This window comes from Pseudomonas sp. PSE14, from assembly GCF_029203285.1.
Taxonomy (GTDB): Bacteria; Pseudomonadota; Gammaproteobacteria; order Pseudomonadales; family Pseudomonadaceae; genus Pseudomonas.
The window spans coordinates 1982439-1999921 of record NZ_CP115669.1 but is presented as its reverse complement, the minus strand read 5'-3'; the positions used below and the strand labels follow the sequence as shown (position 1 = coordinate 1999921).

General features: G+C 67.6%; 17 protein-coding genes. 8 read left to right on the top strand and 9 right to left on the bottom strand.

Annotated elements, in window-relative coordinates; genetic code table 11:
• Positions 1 to 1566 carry a sensor domain-containing diguanylate cyclase gene (locus O6P39_RS09395; RefSeq protein ID WP_275611076.1) on the top strand — a complete coding sequence of 522 codons (1566 nt, stop codon included), beginning with the start codon at positions 1 to 3 and terminating at the stop codon, positions 1564 to 1566.
• Here the strand turns inward: O6P39_RS09395 and O6P39_RS09390 are convergent.
• From O6P39_RS09390 to O6P39_RS09365, 6 genes are all read right to left on the bottom strand, one after another.
• Entirely contained in the window at positions 1563 to 2363 is an 801-nt protein-coding gene (locus O6P39_RS09390) for an acyl-CoA thioesterase domain-containing protein (RefSeq protein WP_275611075.1), read from the bottom strand. The two genes, O6P39_RS09395 and O6P39_RS09390, sit on opposite strands and share 4 nt — an antisense overlap.
• A gap of 118 nt (positions 2364 to 2481) precedes the next feature.
• On the bottom strand, positions 2482 to 3243 hold the full coding sequence (locus tag O6P39_RS09385) for a CHAD domain-containing protein (RefSeq protein ID WP_275611074.1): 762 nt from the start codon (positions 3241 to 3243) through the stop codon (positions 2482 to 2484).
• Positions 3244 to 3318: 75 nt separating this feature from the next.
• A complete protein-coding gene (locus O6P39_RS09380) occupies positions 3319 to 5310 on the bottom strand; it encodes a DUF3488 and transglutaminase-like domain-containing protein (protein WP_275611073.1) in 1992 nt (663 codons plus the stop codon).
• On the bottom strand, positions 5307 to 6260 hold the full coding sequence (locus tag O6P39_RS09375) for a DUF58 domain-containing protein (RefSeq protein ID WP_275611072.1): 954 nt from the start codon (positions 6258 to 6260) through the stop codon (positions 5307 to 5309). The genes O6P39_RS09380 and O6P39_RS09375 overlap by 4 nt, the downstream gene beginning before the upstream one ends.
• A 9-nt stretch (positions 6261 to 6269) precedes the next feature.
• Positions 6270 to 7187, bottom strand: coding sequence for an AAA family ATPase (locus tag O6P39_RS09370; RefSeq protein WP_275611071.1), 918 nt, complete (start codon positions 7185 to 7187; stop codon positions 6270 to 6272).
• Positions 7188 to 7331: 144 nt separating this feature from the next.
• Entirely contained in the window at positions 7332 to 8192 is an 861-nt protein-coding gene (locus O6P39_RS09365; RefSeq protein WP_275611070.1) for a LysR family transcriptional regulator, read from the bottom strand.
• Positions 8193 to 8340: 148 nt separating this feature from the next.
• Between O6P39_RS09365 and O6P39_RS09360 the strand changes: the two genes are divergently transcribed.
• On the top strand, positions 8341 to 8787 hold the full coding sequence (locus O6P39_RS09360) for a multidrug/biocide efflux PACE transporter (protein ID WP_275611069.1): 447 nt from the start codon (positions 8341 to 8343) through the stop codon (positions 8785 to 8787).
• A gap of 152 nt (positions 8788 to 8939) precedes the next feature.
• Here O6P39_RS09360 and pyrF read toward each other — a convergent pair whose 3' ends face one another.
• Both pyrF and O6P39_RS09350 read right to left on the bottom strand, forming a co-directional pair.
• A complete protein-coding gene (gene pyrF, locus O6P39_RS09355; RefSeq protein WP_275611068.1) occupies positions 8940 to 9638 on the bottom strand; it encodes an orotidine-5'-phosphate decarboxylase in 699 nt (232 codons plus the stop codon).
• A 91-nt stretch (positions 9639 to 9729) separates the two neighbouring features.
• Positions 9730 to 9900, bottom strand: coding sequence for a hypothetical protein (locus O6P39_RS09350; RefSeq protein WP_275611067.1), 171 nt, complete (start codon positions 9898 to 9900; stop codon positions 9730 to 9732).
• Positions 9901 to 9972: 72 nt separating this feature from the next.
• On the opposite strand from O6P39_RS09350, the gene O6P39_RS09345 reads away from it, so the two are divergent.
• The 3 genes from O6P39_RS09345 (at position 9973) to O6P39_RS09335 (ending at position 12025) form a co-directional block, all read left to right on the top strand.
• Positions 9973 to 10911, top strand: coding sequence for a YeeE/YedE thiosulfate transporter family protein (locus O6P39_RS09345; RefSeq protein WP_275611066.1), 939 nt, complete (start codon positions 9973 to 9975; stop codon positions 10909 to 10911).
• A 78-nt stretch (positions 10912 to 10989) separates the two neighbouring features.
• Entirely contained in the window at positions 10990 to 11160 is a 171-nt protein-coding gene (locus tag O6P39_RS09340; RefSeq protein WP_275611065.1) for a DUF2897 family protein, read from the top strand.
• 100 nt (positions 11161 to 11260) lie between these two features.
• A complete protein-coding gene (locus O6P39_RS09335) occupies positions 11261 to 12025 on the top strand; it encodes a CPBP family intramembrane glutamic endopeptidase (protein WP_275611064.1) in 765 nt (254 codons plus the stop codon).
• 97 nt (positions 12026 to 12122) lie between these two features.
• Here O6P39_RS09335 and O6P39_RS09330 read toward each other — a convergent pair whose 3' ends face one another.
• Complete coding sequence (locus O6P39_RS09330) at positions 12123 to 12743, bottom strand: TetR/AcrR family transcriptional regulator (protein ID WP_275611063.1); 621 nt, start codon at positions 12741 to 12743, stop codon at positions 12123 to 12125.
• A gap of 224 nt (positions 12744 to 12967) precedes the next feature.
• Between O6P39_RS09330 and O6P39_RS09325 the strand changes: the two genes are divergently transcribed.
• From O6P39_RS09325 to atuC, 3 genes are all read left to right on the top strand, one after another.
• Positions 12968 to 14773: an acyclic terpene utilization AtuA family protein gene (locus O6P39_RS09325; protein ID WP_275611062.1), complete on the top strand. Its 1806-nt coding sequence runs from the start codon at positions 12968 to 12970 to the stop codon at positions 14771 to 14773.
• Between the two features lie 166 nt (positions 14774 to 14939).
• On the top strand, positions 14940 to 15815 hold the full coding sequence (locus tag O6P39_RS09320; protein ID WP_275611061.1) for an SDR family oxidoreductase: 876 nt from the start codon (positions 14940 to 14942) through the stop codon (positions 15813 to 15815).
• A gap of 3 nt (positions 15816 to 15818) precedes the next feature.
• The gene (atuC, locus tag O6P39_RS09315) at positions 15819 to 17435 is read left to right on the top strand and encodes a geranyl-CoA carboxylase subunit beta (RefSeq protein ID WP_275611060.1); all 1617 of its coding nucleotides are present in this window, start codon (positions 15819 to 15821) and stop codon (positions 17433 to 17435) included.
• Positions 17436 to 17483: the final 48 nt, after the last annotated feature.

Sequence of the window (17483 nt, the reverse complement as noted above, 5' to 3'; positions counted from 1 at the left end):
TTGCCCCCTCAGCCTCCCGGGCGTCGCTGGCGCCGCCTGACCTTCATCGCTCTCTGCGGCCTGATTGCCGCCCTCACCCTGGCTGCCTGCGCCGCCCTGCTGCTGGTCAACCAGCATGCCCGCCGGCTGGCGCACCCCAATGCCCACAGCGAGCTATGGCAGGCCTATCAGTTGCGCGCCGAGCTGGAGCGCTCGCTGGATACCGCCCAGGCTGTGCTGGAGGATCGTGAAGACAGCGATGCCCTGGCCACCCGCATCGAGGTAATGGTCAGCCTGCTGACGCCACTGCGCACGACCCGGGTGTTCCATCACCTCGCCGAGCCGCGTCCGGAAGTCGACGAAACACTGGGGCGACTCGAGCGGCTCAGCGCGGACTGGGCCCGGCGCGCGCCCTGGGGGCAGCCCGCAACGGCACGGGACATCGCGCGGGAAATGCAGGCCCAGCTGCCAGCACTGCTCAAGCCCGCCCACGACCTCATCGTCGCCACCCACATTGCCCTGACCAACCAGCTCGATGAAGAACGCCAGGACCTGCAACACGCCTTCACGCTGCTCACCGGGGTACTGGTCGGCCTGGGCCTGTGCTGTCTAGTGCTGACCTGGCGGACGGTCACCCATTCGCGACGCAGGCTGCTGCTCACGCAACGCCTCAACGACCTCAACCAGTCCCTGGAGAAGCGCGTGGAGCAACGCACCCAGGAACTGAGCGAACGCAAGGCGTTGCTGCGCTACATCCTCGACACCAGCCCCAGCGACGTGGCGCTGCTCAACGACCATGACGGCCACGCCCATTACGTCAGCCCGGGCCTGCTGCAGCGCACCGGCACGGACGACGAAAGCTTCAACCTCACCCGCCTGTTCGACGACCCCGATGAAGAAAGCCGCTTCCGCCGGGCGCTCGGCCAGTTCGGCCAACTGGATGGCTGGGAAACCCGGCTGGCCGGCAATCCGCCGTACTGGGCGGTGGTCTGGGCGCGGCAACTGGACATCGAGGGGCAGCCCGCCTCACTGGTCTGGAGCTTCGACATCCAGCAGCGCAAGGCACTGGAGCAGGAGCTGCGCCTGCTCGCCAGCACCGACCCGCTGACCGGCCTGCAGAACCGCCACGCCTTCGTCAAACGTGGCGTCACCCTGCTCAAGAGCGCACAGCGCTATCGGCGCCAGTGCTCGGCGCTGATGCTCGACATCGATCATTTCAAGCGGATCAACGACACCTACGGCCATGGCTTCGGCGACGCGGTGCTCAAGGCCGTGGCCGGGGAGCTGAGCCAGGGCCTGCGAGAAATCGACCTGCTTGGCCGGCTGGGTGGCGAGGAGTTCGCCGCGATCCTCCCGGAAACCGATCCGCAGCAGGCGCTCCTGGTCGCCGAACGGCTGCGCAATGCCGTGCAGATGCTGTCCTTCACCTGCGAGAACGGCAGCCGTCTGCGCCTGACCCTGAGCATCGGCGTGGCCGAGTGCCTGCCCGGCGAGGTGCGCCTGGAAAGCCTGCTGGCCCGCGCCGACCGCGCCCTCTACCGGGCCAAGGACGCCGGCCGCAATCGCACGGAGCTGGCGTCGAGCTAGCCGAAGATGGTCGCCGTCTGCCGGCTGATCGCCAGCAGCCGACCGTCGGGCGCCCAGCAGTGCGCAGCAATGTGCCCGTAGCCGTCACGCGCATGCTCGATGGTCGCCCGGTACTGGCACCAGCCGTCGACCGGCATCTGCGGCTGCGGCTGGATGAACTCGACGGTCCAGGTCAGCGAACTGGACGGCGCCGGGCTCTTCAGGTGCGGCAGCGTCGCCGGCGGCCAGGCGTCGATCAGCGCCAGCAGGTGCGAAACCTCCAGCGACGCATCCGCCACACCGTCACCGCGAAAACGCATCCAGCCGCCCATTTCGACCTCGCGACTGGAGGAGAACGGCATGTGCCCGCGTGCCCAACGCATCGCGATGTGCTGGGTGAACGCCGGCATCAGCTTGCGAATGAACGGCAGCTCCTGGCAGTGCTCCGGCTCGCGGAACCCCGGCGGCGGAAGGTTCTCCACCTCGACGCTGGAACTACGCGATTCGCCGAAGCTGCCCTGCACCAATGCCACCACCTGGCCGTTCTGTACCGCGCGGCAGAACACCTGGCTCACCGACTTGCCCTCGCGCAGCGCCTCGGCCTCGAAGCTCACCGGCATTTCCACTTCGACCGGGCCGACGAAGGTAATCGCCAGCGAGCGGACCGGCCGCCCCTCCTGGGTCACCGCACGCATGGCCTCGTAAGCCGCCGCGGCCACCAGCCCGCCAAAGCTCGCCCGCCCCTGCGCCCAGCTCGTCGGGATGACCACGGAGCGCGGCGCGGCACGTACCGCCTGAAGCATTTCGGTGAAGGTCATGGATCGCTTCCATTCTGGGATTCGGCAGCGATCTTAGGCCGGCAGCCGGCGCGAGAACACCATCCAAAGCGTTGTTCGCTCCGGAGGAAATGGCGCGTCATCAACGCCCTCTATGCTGTCAGCCAAGCGCTTTCTGCAGGGCGTCCAGGCTCTCGTCAGCCTCGCGCTCGGCAAGATCGTGGCGGGCGTTCCAGTGCGGCTGCAGCGGCATCAGGTCCAGCTCCCGCTCGCTGCGGATCAGCCACTGTTCATAGTCGTGCCATTCGCCCAGGGCCGTCTGCGCGTCCTTCAGCGGGGCGAGCAGGCGCTGCGGCACCGCCGACTCCTTCGGATAGGCCTCCAACGAATAGCGTACCCGCTTGATCAGCAGGCGCATGCGGTGACGGTCGTGCGCCGGGTCCTTCAGGGCCAGGCGCAGCTTCTGCCATTCCTTGCCCAGGCGCTTGCGCACCTTGCCGTGCAAGCCACCCAGCACAGCGTGACGCTCCGCCGTGCGCCACAGCTGCGGCCAGCCGTCCAGGCGCATCAGCAGCCGCTCCCACTGGGGGCTCGCCAGCAGCGCGATGTAGCCCGAGAGCAAGGCCGGGCGGCGCAGGGCCGCCGCCCGCTCGTAGCCTTCCGCCTCCAGCACCGGCAACAGCACCTCGAGGTCGCGCAGCGGTCCGCTCAGTCGGCCCACTTCGCCCAGCGACTCTTCCAGCTCATCGATGCCCGGCATGCCGCGCACCGGGTGCAGCAGACTGCGCAAGCGGCGTACGGCGATGCGCAGATCATGCAGGGCTTCGGGGTCGGAACCGGCGCTCAGGCGGGCGGAAGCGGAGAACAGCGCCACCTCCTGCTCGATCAGATGGGTCACCAGATAGTCGCTGAAGGAGGACACGGCAGGCTCCGCACGGTGGGCTGAGTTATCAGGTTAGTTGGCATGCAGCCGCCAGCAAGTGACCAGCGTCATGCCTCATGGATGCCGCCGCCAGCGCCACGGCAGTTCCCGCCGCAGCCGCGCCAGATGCGCGCGCAATACCGCGGGGTCGGCGGCGGCGCCGCCATAACGCTGCGCCTCGAACGCCTGGCTGTAGGCGCGAATCGTCTCGGCCTGCGCCGGCAGCGCGAGCATGGCGCGACCGCTGAACTCACGGTGCCCCTCCCCCGCATCGCGGCGCAGTCCATGGGGCGTGAGCAACTGTTCGAAGCGCTCGAAGCTGCGCAACTGGATATCCCGCTGGCGCCGCCAGGGCTTGAACAGCCACAGCGCCAGGGCCGCGAGCAGCAGCGCTCCGCCGCCGACCGTGAGCAACGCCAGCCAGGGACTGTTGGGCGAACCGAACCAGCGGCGGAGCAGTTCGCCCTGCTGGTCGCCCTGGTAGCCCAGCACCCAGCGCTGCCAGCCGTAGTTGATCTGGTCCCAGCTCAGGCGCAGCTCGTTGAGCAGACTGAAGCCCCGGTAACGCAGCGGCGAGAACGGATCGCCGGAGAGGAAGCTGCCCTCGCGGCTCATCGCCTGTTCCAGCCCCAGCTCGATGCGCTCGGGCGAAACCGCCCCGGTAGGGTCGACCCGCGTCCAGCCGCTGCCCGCCTGCCAGTACTCCACCCAGGCATGGGCATCGAACTGGTGCACCAGCAGGTAGTTGCCGGCGGGGTTCAGCTCGCCGCCCTGGTAGCCCGTCACCACCCGCGCGGGAATCCCCGCCGCGCGCAATACGAAAGTCATGGCGCCGGCAAAGTGCTCGCAGAAGCCGGCACGGGTATCGAAGAGGAAGCCGTCGATGCGCTCCGGCCCGGTCGCCGGCGGCTTGAGCGTGTAGGCAAAAGGCTGCTCGCGGAAATGCCGCAGCATCGCCTGTGCCAGTTCGCGGGATTGCGGGTAGCGCTCGCGCAGCTCGTGCGCCCAGGCCCGTGCGCGCGGATTGCCTTCGGCCGGGAGGCTCAGGTTGAGGCGCAGGGCGCGACGGTTGTCGTTGGGTTCGAGCAGCGCGCGAGGCCAGGACAGCGCGTTGTAGAGCAGGCTCTGGCGCACCGGGGATCGACGTTCGAGGCGGAAGTCGCTCATCAATTGGGCGTCGCTCGCGCCGTTCTCGGCCACGTCGAGCACGAACAGCCATGGATGGTCGCTCGGCTCCATCACCACCTGATACTCCAGGGCCACGCCCTGCCGCAGCCACTGCGGCGCCGGCGCATCGCGGCGCTGGCCGGCCTGGGTCCAGCGCTGGCCGTCGAAGTTCTCCAGGGTCAGCGCGCGCCAATACAGCTGCGCGCGCGGCGGCGGCTCGCCCTTGAAGCTGACGCGGAAGGCCAGCTCGGGGGACTGGCTGAGCTCCACCATGTCCCCTGGCATCATCGAATCGCTCAGCCCGGTGGTGGCCCTGCCGCCCGGCATCGGCAGCGACCACAGCGGCCCCAGGCGCGGGAACAGCATGAACAGCAGGAGCATCAGCGGCAGCGCCTGCAACAGCAGGCCACCGGCCAGGCGCAGGGTCGATCCGGGACGGGCGGCGAAGTTGCTCTGCTGCAGGCCGATCAGCGCCGCCAGCAGCGCGATCACCGGCAGCAGGCTAAAGGCGGCGGCGAGGATGTCGTCCTGGAACAGGTAGCTGGTCACCACCGCGAAGAATCCCAGCAGGATCAGCACCCAGGCATCGCGCCGGGTCTTGAGCTCCACCAGCTTGATGATGAACGCGGCGATCAGCAGCACCACGCCGGCATCCAGGCCGATCAGCGAGCCACGCGAGAACCACACGCCAAGCCCGGCGGCGCCGACCAGCGCCAGCTTGGCCAGGCCGCTGGGGTAGTTGGCGCGCATGCGGAACACCTGGACGCGCCAGAACGCGCAGCCCAGCCAGAGGCCGACGATCCACAGCGGCAGGTGCTCCAGGTGCGGGATGATCACCACCGCCTGGGCCACCAGCAGCCAGGTCAGCGCGACCCGGGGAATGGGCTGCGCCGCGTTCATGGGCGCTCCCCGAACAGCGCGAGCGCGCGCAGGCAGGCCTCACGGTGGGCGTCACCGGTCGCCACCGGCAATTGCACGCCGGGCAGGCGCAGGCCGAACGGCTGCTGGCGCAACGACAGTTGCAGCACCCAATAACACAGCCGCGACAGGCGGCCTTCGATGTCGCCGCCGAGCAGCGTGAAGTCCAGCCACAGATTGCGCCCGGCCAGCGCGGAGAAGTCCTTCACCAGCAGGCCCTGGCCACGGGAGTAGGCCTTCCAGTGCAGGCGCCGGCGCGAGTCGCCGGGCTGGTAGGGGCGCAGCCCCTGAAAGTCATCGACACCCTGGCCGCTGGGGCGCACGCCTTCTTCCTCGTCGGCCGCCGCGCCGCTCTCCAGCGGCAGGTCGCTGGCGAGCGGGTGCGGATACACCAGGCCCGCCTGGTCCAGGTCGAGCCAGCTCCAGGCCACCAGCAGGCCGAGCGGGAAACGGCTCTCCACCCGCAACCGACCGGGACGCAGCCAGCCGCGCCGTTGTGCCGCCACATCCAGCCGCAGTTCCTCGGCGCCCTCGGCCGGCACATCGGCAAAATGCAATTGCTCCGCCGTCCAGCCGATGGCGATGGCCTGGCGCGCGCGCCCTTCCGCATCCAGCCGAACCCGGAAGCCCACCTGCTCGCCGACGAATACCGGCGTCGCGCCCAGCGCGGTCAGGCGCAGGCCGCCCAGGTTCCGGTAGGTGTGCAGGATGGCGACGATGAACAGCGACAGCAGCAGGAAGGTCAGCCCGTACGCCAGGCTGTTCTGGTAGTTGATCGCCGTCAGCAGCATCAGCGTCAGCGCAACGCCGAACGCCGCGCCCTGGCGGGTGGGGATGATGAAGATGCGCCGCTGGTTGAGTTGCAGCGACGGCGATGGCGGAATCCGCCGGGCAATCCAGCTCTGCCACAGCGGCCTGACCTTGACCAGCATGGCGAGCCCTCAGAGCGCCGGAACTTCGCGCAGCAACCACTGCACCAGCGCGCCGCCACCGTGGCCAGTGGGGTCGGCCTGATCGCGCAACCGGTGACCGGCCACCGATGGCAGCACCGCCTGCACATCCTCGGGAATCGCATAATCGCGGCCGGCGAGCAGCGCCCAGGCGCGCGCGGCGGCGAGCAGCCCGAGGCTGCCGCGCGGCGACAGGCCGAGGGCGAACGCCGGCTGGCTGCGGGTGGCCTCGACCAGGCGCAGCACGTAATCCACCAGCGCATCGCTGGCGCGCACCTCCAGCACCTCGCCCTGCAACGCCAGCAGCTCCTTCGGGTCGAGCATGGGTTCCAGGCGCGGCAGCAGGTCACGACGCGCTTCGCCCAGCAGCAACGCCTTCTCCGCCGCGCGGCCGGGGTAGCCCAGCGACAGGCGCATGAGGAAGCGGTCCAACTGGGATTCCGGCAGTGCGAAGGTGCCGCCCTGGGTCACCGGGTTCTGCGTGGCAATGACGAAGAACGGCTCGGGCAGCGGACGGGTCGCGCCCTCGATGGTCACCTGGCCCTCCTCCATCGCTTCGAGCAGCGCACTCTGGCTCTTGGGCGTAGCACGGTTGATCTCGTCGGCCAGCACCAGTTCGGCGAAGATCGGCCCCGGATGAAAGACGAACTGCCCGGTGTCCCGGTTGAACACCGAGGTGCCCAGCACATCGCCGGGCAACAGGTCGGAGGTGAACTGGATACGCTGGAAACTCAGCCCCAGCACCCGCGCCAGGGCATGGCTCAAGGTGGTCTTGCCCATGCCGGGCAGGTCTTCGATGAGCAGGTGGCCACGGGCCAACAGACAGGTCAGCGCCAGCCGGACCTGAATCTCCTTGCCGAGCAGAACGTCATCCACTGCCTTCAGGCAATTCTCCAGCTTGGCGCGCATCCTGACCTCTCGCTCTAGGAAAACTCCGATCCTACTGGCACCACGCCAGCTGTCATAGGCCCGGACGCATCTCGTCCGCATTCCTGTGAAGCAGTCCGCCTGTGGAGCCGTCCACCTCCGAAGCAGCGGGTGCCTCCACTGACCCTAGCGTCCCAGCAGCCGCTCCACCAGCCAACTGGCCGCCGGCCCCGTCGGGCGCTGCCGCGACCAGATCACGTCAACCGCCACCCGGCGCGGCCAGCCGGCGACTTTCAGCTCGTGCATGCGCCCACCGGCGAAACGTCCCACCATCCAGCTGGGCAATTCGATCCAGCCAAAGCCCAGCACGGCCATATCCAGCAACAGCAGGTAGTTCGGCGCGCTCCAGCAGCGCCCGCCGAGCAGCGGCGCGGCGTCATCCAGGTAGGTGTTCAGGCGCAGCGCCCGGTACGCCAGCAAATCCCCCCGCTCTACCCGTTCGCGGCTGGCGAGCGGATGGTCGCGGCTGACGAACAGTCCGAATTCCGCTTGTTCGTTCAGGGTTGCCGAGCCGATGTCCGGCGGATATTCCCGCTGCGCGGCCAGCAACCCCAGGCTGGCGCGGCCCTGGACGACCAGGTCGAGCACGTCGCTGTGTTCGGCGATCAACCATTCGAATTCCAGGTCCGGGTAGCGCGCGTCGATCTCCGCCAACCGCGCCTCGAACTGCGCCGAGGGGTAGGTATCGGACATGGCCAGCGTCACCCGCGATTCCAGGCCGCCGGCGAGCTGCTGGGCGAGCTGGCCGAGACGGTCGTTGGCCATCAACACCTCTTCCACCCGACCGAGCAGCACGTGGCCAGCCTCGGTCAGCTGCGGCTGGCGGGAACTGCGGTCGAACAGCGTGAGGCCCAGGTCGATCTCCAGGCGAGCGATGGCTTCGCTGACGGTGGACTGGCTCTTGCCCAGCTTGCGCGCGGCGGCGCTGAAGGAACCAAGGCAGGCGGCCTCGGCGAAGGCTTGCAGGGATTCGGGGGAATATTGCATCGGTGGCGCCCTCTTCCATCGGTTTAACCGATGTTATCCAACTTATATCCAGCCGGTCGACCGATGATAATAGCGCCGGACCGACGGAGTCGGCCCTCTCGGCCTCCCCCTTATTGAGAGACGAGAGAATCGTTTACTGGAGAATCCCATGAGCCCGAACAAAACCCTTAAAGAGCGGCTGTTCCATGCCGTGCTTTTCGAACTGCTGGCGGTCGCCATCTGCGCGCCGGTCCTGGCCTGGCTGATGGATCGCCCCCTGGGCCACATGGGCGCCATGACCCTGATGTTCTCGGCCATCGCCACCCTGTGGAACATGCTGTTCAACGCCGGCTTCGACCGCGCCCAGCAGCGCATGGGCTTCACCCGCACCCTGCCGGTGCGCGTGCTGCACGCCTCGCTGTTCGAACTGGGGCTGATCTTCCTGCTGGTGCCGCTGGCCGCCTGGTGGCTGTCGGTGAGCCTGCTGGAGGCCTTCATCCTGGATATCGGCCTGATCCTGTTCTTCCTGCCCTACGCCATCGTCTTCAACTGGACCTATGACGTGGTGCGCGAGCGCTGGGTAGGCCGGACGGAAGTGGCACAGGCCAACGGCTGACTGCCGTTGTTGTAGGAGCGAGCTTGCTCGCGAACCGCCCAACACATCAGCCGCCGGGAAATCCGTTCGCGAGCAAGCTCGCTCCTACAGAAAAGAAAGAAGCCCGCATCAAGCGGGCTTTTTCGTGTCTGGCGACTTTACGGAGAAGGCACTCAGGCCAGGCTGGCGACGATGTCTTGCAGCGCCTTGGCCGGGTCGGCGGCCTGGCTGATCGGGCGGCCGATCACCAGGTAGTCGGAGCCGTTGTCCAGCGCCTGGCGCGGGGTGAGGATGCGGCGCTGGTCGTCCTGGGCGCTGCCGGCCGGACGGATGCCAGGGGTGACCAGTTGCAGCAACGGATGCGCGGCTTTCAGCGCCGGAGCTTCCTGGGCCGAGCAGACCAGGCCGTCCATGCCGGCCTTCTGCGCCAGGGCGGCCAGGCGCAGCACCTGCTCCTGGGGCTCGACGTCCAGACCGATGCCGGCCAGGTCCTCGCGCTCCATGCTGGTCAGCACGGTCACGCCGATCAGCAGCGGCTTGGGGCCATTGAAGGCTTCGAGGGTTTCACGGCAGGCACTCATCATGCGCAGGCCGCCGGAGCAATGCACGTTGACCATCCACACGCCCATTTCAGCGGCCGCGCGCACGGCCATCGCGGTGGTGTTGGGGATGTCGTGGAATTTCAGGTCGAGGAAGACTTCGAAGCCGCGGCTGTTGAGGGTCTCGACGATACCGGCGGCGCAGCTGGTGAACAGCTCCTTGCCCACCTTCACCCGGCACAGCTTCGGGTCGAGCTGGTCAGCCAGCGCCAGTGCGGCTTCGCGGGTGGGGAAATCCAGGGCGACGATGATCGGAGACTGGCAGGCGGACATGGGCTCTCTCGGAGGTTGCGAAAAAATCGGCGCGTATTGTCGCAGAAACGCGCCGACTTCCGTAGCCCGCCCGGCAGGATTGCTCCGGGTCTCAGGCGCTCAGGCGTTCGCGCAGGCGGCCGAGCATGCTGAGCAGGCCGCCGACCTTCTCCCACTCGCACTCTTCGCGCAGGTACTGCAGCACCTTGTGCGAATCGGCCCAGATCAGCAGGTCGTAATGGCGGCAGACTGCCCCCTGTGACAGCCGTCCCGGCCAACCCAATTTTCATCGGGGCTTCATTGCGGCGTAACAATGGACCCAGGGCCGCGTCTACTGCCTGGAGGGACGACCTCGATGGGAGTCAATGTGATGCCGATCCTGCTCGCCAGCCTGGCGCTGGCATTGCTCATGGGGTTCGCCATCCAGCGCGGCGGCACCTGCCTGGTCGCCGCCATCGAGGAAGCCCTGCAGCATCGGCGCTGGACTCGTTTCGCCGCATTGCTGGAGGCCACGCTGTGGGTCATGGCCGGGCTGATCGCCTTGCGCGCGCTCGGTCTTCTGCCGAACGTCCCCATGGGGTTCGACCTGCACTGGGGAGCCGTCACCGGTGGCGTGCTGCTGGGCGTGGGCGCACTGGTCAACGGCGGGTGCGTGTTCGGCACCGTCGCCCGGCTCGGCTCCGGCCAGTGGGCTTGGTTCGGCACGCCGCTGGGGTTCCTCGGCGGCTGCGTGCTCGCCCGCTATTGGGGTGCGACGGCGGCGGAAATGCCCATGGCCCTGCCCACCTGGCTGCAGAACCTGCCGCCCGCCCTGCCAGCGCTGGTGCTGTTGCCCCTGGCGCTGCGCGGCAGCTGGATAGTTCGCGGCGCATGGCGCACGGGCGTCGCGCCACGCTCCGCGCATCTGGCAACCCTGGTCATCGCATTGTGCTTCCTCGGGCTGTTCTGCGTGGTCGGCGCCTGGAGCTACACCGATGTGCTCAGCGAGCTGGCCAGCGGACGCTTCATGCACCTGGGCGTCCGCGGCCTGCTGCTCCCCGCGCTGTTCGCCGGCGCCCTGCTCGGCGGCTGGCTTTCCGGAAGCTGGCAGCATCGCTGGCCCCGCGCCACGGATCTTGCCCGCTGCCTGACCGGTGGCGCCCTGATGGGCACCGGCGCGAGTCTGGTGCCTGGCGGCAACGACAGCCTGATCCTGTTCGGCATGCCGCTGCTGTGGCCGAACGCCTGGCTGGCCTTCGTCTGCATGTGCCTGAGCATCCTGTTCACGCTCCGGCTGACGCAGTGGATGAAATAAGCCCCAGCCACAAAGACCTGCGCGAACCGCCCCGCCAGCGTATCGTTAGAGGCTACAAACACTGTCGGAGACGGGATCATGCCCTGGTATGCCTGGTTGATCATCGCCCTTGCCCTGGGCTCGATTGTCGGGGCGTTGCTGATGCTGCGCGATACGGCGAAGAAGCTTCCGCTCACCGAGGAGCAACTGCGCCGTATCCATGAACGCAACGCCGAAATGGACGCCAAGGACGCCGAAGACAAACGTTGAATGTTCTGCAAGTGGCTGACCGATCAGCCAAAAATTGACGTCAACGATGGCCAGCAGTAGTGGAAATTGCCTAGACTGCGCCTCCTGGATGGAGGAAAGAATGCTCAGGAAGCTCCTGCCGCTGGCACCCGCCGTGTTGTTGCTCTGCGGATTCGCACTGGGCTATGTCCAGCCGGTAGGGTTGCTGATCGGCGCCATCTACGTCGCCTGGACACTCTACGGCGAGCGTTTCATGCCTCGCCTGCTCTGGTGGCTGCCATGCCTGGTGATCAGCGTCGCGCTGGCCGCGCACCTGTTGCCCGGCACGACCTCATGGACGCTCTGGCCGGTTCGCCAGCTCAGTCCCGACGCCCCTGTCTATGCCCTGCGCCTGTCCTGGGACAAGGCCCTGGTGGGCATCACCCTGCTCGCCTGGTGGCTGCGCCGCACGTCGGATCCGGAGCAAAAGCCCTCGCCGGACTTCGCCGCCATCGCCATCGTCACCACCCTATTCGCCGTGCCGCTGGTGGCCGTGGCCGGCGGGCTGGTGGTGTGGAATCCGAAATGGCCGCCGGGCTTCTGGCTGTGGATGCTGGTCAACGTCTGCGTGATCTCGCTCACCGAGGAGGCCTTCTTCCGTGGCCTGCTGCAGAGCGAACTGGTGCGGCGCTTCGGCGCACTCTTCGGCGTGGCAGCCGCGAGCATTCTCTTCGGCCTGGTGCACTGGCCGATCAACCCGTTGTTCGCGGTGGTCGCGGGCATCGCGGGGCTGGGTTACGGCCTGGCCTTCCACTTCAGCGGCCGCCTGCTGGTGGCGGTGCTGCTGCATGCGGCGGTGAACAGCCTGCACCTGCTGCTGTTCAGCTATCCGTTGCGGATTCTCTGAGCCCGCACCGGACCGCTGTTCGTAGGAGCGAGCTCGCTCGCGAACCAGCCCCGCAGCGGAGTTGGTTCGCGAGCAAGCTCGCTCCCACACCAGGAACCTATTCGCGCATCACCAGCAACAGCGCCTGCTCGGCCAGCTCATCCAACGTCAGGCTACCGTCGGGACGGAACCAGGTGATGGACCAGGACAGCGCGCCGGTCAGGAAGCGCCGCAGGATGAACGGATCACCCTGGCTGTAGCCCGCCACACGCGCTTCTTCCAGCACTTCCAGCCACATCTGCTCGTAGATGTCGCGCAAGCTGAGGATGTAGGCCTGGCCCTCTTCCGACAGCGAACGCCATTCGTAGACCAGCACCGCCATCGCCTCCCCCGTACCACCAGTGATCGACTGCAATTCGCAGCGGATCAGCGCCAGCAGCCGCTCACGCAGGGTGGTGGCGTCGGCCAGGGCGGCACGCATCAGGGCGGTGTTGTAGAGGATGGTTTCCTCCATCACCGAACGCAGGATCTCATCCTTGCTCTTGAAATGATGGAAGATGCTGCCGGACTGGATACCCACGGCACTGGCCAGGTCGCGCACCGTGGTGCGCTCGTAGCCCTTGCTGCGGAACAGGTGCGCGGCGGTCTGCAGCAGCTTGCCGCGGGCGCTCTCCGGGTCGGTGATCTGCCCGGTCCCGACCAGCTCCAGCATCACTTCGCGGGCTTTGCGGTCATCCACGCTGTCTGTCTCCCCATCCGGCTCATCTGTTCGCGGCGATTCATGGGAACGCCACGCAAGTGCTTGTGTTGTTTGACGAAATGTAAGCCCGCGAAAGCCTACCAAGCAAGCGCTTGGCCATCCAATGGTTGGGCTGCTGGCGACAAGAGACGTCGAATCGACTCTTTTCAACCAAGCGCTTGCTTGGTAATGTCGTTCCATCACCCAACGTCACGGGCAAAACAATGACTAGAACCGTACGTATCGGCTGCGCCTCCGCCTTCTGGGGCGACACCTCGACCGCCGCCGCCCAGCTGGTGCGCGGTGCCCAGATGGATTACCTAGTCTTCGACTACCTGGCCGAGATCACCCTGTCGATCATGGCCGGCGCGCGCCTGAAGAATCCCGAGGCAGGCTACGCCACCGACTTCGTCGAAGTGATGACACCGCTGCTCGGCGACATCGCGGCGAAAAAGATCCGCGTGATCAGCAACGCCGGCGGGGTGAACCCGCAAGCCTGCGCCAGCGCCCTGGCCGCTGCCTGCGAGAAGGCCGGCGTGGCGCTGAAGATCGCCGTCGTACACGGCGACAACCTGCAACCGCGCCTGGGCGAACTGGCCAAGGCCGGCATCCGCGAGATGTTCAGTGACGCCCCGCTGCCGCCGATGTGCGTGTCGGTCAACGCCTACCTCGGCGCGCCCGGCATCGTCGCAGCGCTGAAGGCCGGCGCCGATATCGTCATCACCGGCCGCGTGGTGGATAGCGCGGTGGTCAGCGCCGCCCTCGTCCATGAATTCGGCTGGGCCTGGAACGACTACGACAAGCTGGCCCAGGCCGCACTGGCCGGGCACATCATCGAATGCGGCGCGCAATGCACCGGTGGCAACTTCACCGACTGGGAAAGTGTGCCGGACTACGAGCACATCGGTTTCCCCATCGTCGAGGTACAGGCCGACGGCGACTTCGTGGTGACCAAGCCGCAGAACACCGGCGGGCTGGTAACGCCGCTGTCGGTGGGTGAGCAGATGCTCTACGAGATCGGCGACCCGCGCGCCTACCTGCTGCCCGACGTGGTCTGCGACTTCACCCAGGTCCAGCTCGCCCAGGTCGGCGACAACAGCGTGGCCGTCAGCGGCGCGCGCGGCCTGCCGCCGACCGGGCAATACAAGGTCAGCGCCACCTACCCGGACGGCTTCCGCTGCACCGCCAGTTGCCTGATCGCCGGCATCGACGCGGTGAAGAAGGCCGAACGGGTCAGCCAGGCGATCATCGCCAAGACCGAGGAAATCCTCATGGAACGCGGCTGGGGCCCGTACCGCGAGGTGAGTGTCGAACTGCTCGGCAGCGAAGCCACCTACGGCCCCCACGGGCGCCGGGGCGACAGCCGCGAAATCGTGGTGAAGCTCGCCGTGCGCCACAGCCGCAAGGAGGCGCTGGCACTGTTCTCCCGCGAGATCGCCCAGGCCGCCACCGGCATGGCGCCGGGGCTGACCGGCATCGTCGGCGGACGCCCGACCGTGTACCCGGTGATCCGCCTGTTCTCCTTCCTGATCGACAAGGACGCCTGCGAACTGGCCGTGGAGATCGACGGCCAGCGCCAGCCGGTGTCCCTGCCGCAGATCGATGGTTTCGACCCGGCGGCGCTGGGCGACGACTTGCCGGTTGCCGCAGCGAAAGGCCCCGCCCAGGCCAGCGTACCACTGGTGAAACTGGCCGTGGCGCGCTCCGGCGACAAGGGCAACCACAGCAACATCGGCGTCATGGCGCGCAAGCCCGAATACCTGCCGTGGATCGCCGAGGCGCTGAGCGAAGGCGCGGTGGCCGAGTGGATGCAGCACATGCTGGACGAACAGACTGGCCGCGTCAGCCGCTGGCACCTGCCGGGTACTCACAGCCTCAACTTCCTGCTGGAAAACGCCCTGGGCGGCGGCGGTGTCGCCAGCCTGCGCATCGACCCGCAGGGCAAGGCCTTCGCCCAGCAGTTGCTGGAATTCCCGGTGGCGGTGCCGCAGCACATCGCCGATGAACTGAGCGCTCCACCCTCACCCTAACCCTCTCCCAGAGGGAGAGGGGACTGTCTGGTGCAGGATGAAACCATGGCGTTAGCCGGCACGGACGGCCCCCTCTCCTAGGGGAGAGGGCTGGGGTGAGGGGAAATCGCTGGCACAGGAATTCCTCAAAACGCACAAAGAACGATTGAGCAGGACGAAAACAACAATGAGCTACGACTCGATCTTCAAACCCGGCCTGTTCAACGGCCAGACCATCATCGTCACCGGCGGCGGCAGCGGTATCGGCCGTTGCACCGCCCATGAGCTGGCGGCCCTCGGCGCCCACGTGGTGCTGGTCGGGCGCAAGGCGGAAAAGCTGGAGAAGACCGCCGGCGAAATCATCGAGGACGGCGGCAGCGCCAGCTGGCACAGCTGCGACATCCGCGACGAGGAAGCGGTGAAGGCGCTGGTGGCGCAGGTCATCGCCGAGCGCGGACCGATCCACCACCTGGTCAACAACGCCGGCGGCCAGTACCCCGCGCCGCTGGCATCGATCAACCTGAAAGGCTTCGAGGCCGTGGTGCGCACCAACCTGGTGGGCGGCTTCCTGATGGCCCGCGAAGTGTTCAACCAGAGCCTGAGCAAGACCGGTGGCAGCATCGTCAACATGCTCGCCGACATGTGGGGCGGCATGCCCGGCATGGGCCACTCGGGCGCGGCACGCGCCGGCATGGAGAACTTCACCAAGACCGCCGCCATCGAGTGGGGCCACGCCGGGGTGCGGGTCAACGCCGTGGCGCCGGGCTGGATCGCCTCCAGCGGCATGGACACCTACGAAGGCGCGTTCAAGGCGGTGATCCCGACCCTGCGCGAGCACGTGCCGCTCAAGCGTATCGGCACCGAATCGGAAGTCGCCGCCGCCATCGTCTTTCTGCTCTCCCCCGGCGCGGCCTTCATCAGCGGCAACACCATTCGCATCGACGGCGCCGCCAGCCAGGGCAGCCGCGCCTTCCCGCTGTCCAAGGCGAAGCCGGGACAAAGTCGCTCCTACAACGGTTTCCACCGCGCCTATCTACCCGATGTCTTGAAGGATCAGGAGTAAGCCATGCCGGTGATCCAGTCGGAAATCGACGCCCAGGGCGAAGACTTCGCCCGCAACCGCGAGGCCATGCTGGCCGCCGTGGCGAGCTTCCGCGAGGTCGAACAGAAGGTGCTGGACAAGGCCGCCGAGGCCAAGCCCAAGTTCGACAAGCGCGGCCAACTGCTGCCGCGCGAGCGCCTGAACCTGCTGCTGGATGCCGGCGCGCCGTTCCTCGAACTCTCCTCGCTGGCCGGCTACAAGCTGCACGACGACAAAGACGGCACCCAGGCCGGCGGCGGCATCATCTCCGGCATCGGCTACATCGCCGGGGTGCGCTGCCTGGTGACCGCCAGCAACAGCGCGATCAAGGGCGGCACCATCTCCCCTACCGGGCTGAAGAAGACCCTGCGCCTGCAGCAGATCGCCTTGGAGAACAAGCTGCCGGTGGTGGCGCTGACCGAAAGCGGCGGCGCCAACCTGAACTACGCGGCGGACATCTTCGTCGAGGGCGCGCGCGGCTTCGCCAACCAGGCGCGCATGTCGGCAGCGGGCATTCCGCAGATCACCGTGGTGCACGGCTCGTCCACCGCGGGCGGCGCGTACCAGCCGGGGCTGTCGGACTACGTGGTGGTGGTGCGCGGCAAGGCCAAGATGTTCCTCGCCGGCCCGCCGCTGCTCAAGGCTGCTACCGGCGAGATCGCCACCGATGAGGAACTGGGTGGCGCCGAGCTGCACGCCCAGGTCGCCGGCACCGCCGAATACCTGGCCGAGAATGACGCCGACGGCGTGCGCCTGGCCCGCGAAATCCTCGCCGCGTTGCCGTGGAATGCGCAGCTGCCGGTGCGCCCGAAGAAGGCATGGGACGCACCGCTGTACCCGGCCGAAGAACTGCTTGGCGTGGTGCCGGCGGACGCGAAGAAGCCCTACGACGTGCGCGAGATCATCGCGCGCATCGCCGACGGTTCGCGCTTCCTCGACTTCAAGAACGAGTTCGACAGCCAGACCGTCTGCGGCCACCTGCACATCGAAGGCCACGCCTGCGGCCTGATCGGCAACAACGGCCCGATCACCCCGCAGGGCGCGGCCAAGGCGGCGCAGTTCATCCAGCTGTGCGAGCAGAGCAACACGCCGATCCTGTTCCTGCACAACACCACCGGCTTCATGGTCGGCACCGAGTCCGAGCGCCTGGGCGTGATCAAGCACGGCTCGAAGATGATCCAGGCCGTGGCCAACGCCACCGTGCCCAAGCTCACCCTGGTCGTGGGCGGTTCCTACGGTGCCGGCAACTACGCCATGTGCGGCCGCGGCCTGGACCCGCGCTTCATCTTCGCCTGGCCCAACAGCCGCACCGCCGTGATGGGCGGCGCCCAGGCCGGCAAGGTATTGCGCATCGTCACCGAGGAAAAGCACGCCAAGGAGGGCAAGGAAGCCGACCCGAAGATGCTCGACATGCTCGAACAGATGACCGCGCAGAAGCTCGACGCCCAGTCCACTGCGCTCTACGGCACCGCGAGCCTGTGGGACGACGGGCTGATCGACCCGCGCGACACCCGCGCGCTGCTTGGCTACCTGCTGGATATCTGCGCGGAGGCGGCCGTGCGGCCGCTCAAGGGGAATAGTTTTGGGGTAGCGAGGTTCTGACGGGAGTTCGGGAGTACGGGCCAACGCCCTCTCCCCCCGCCCTCTCCC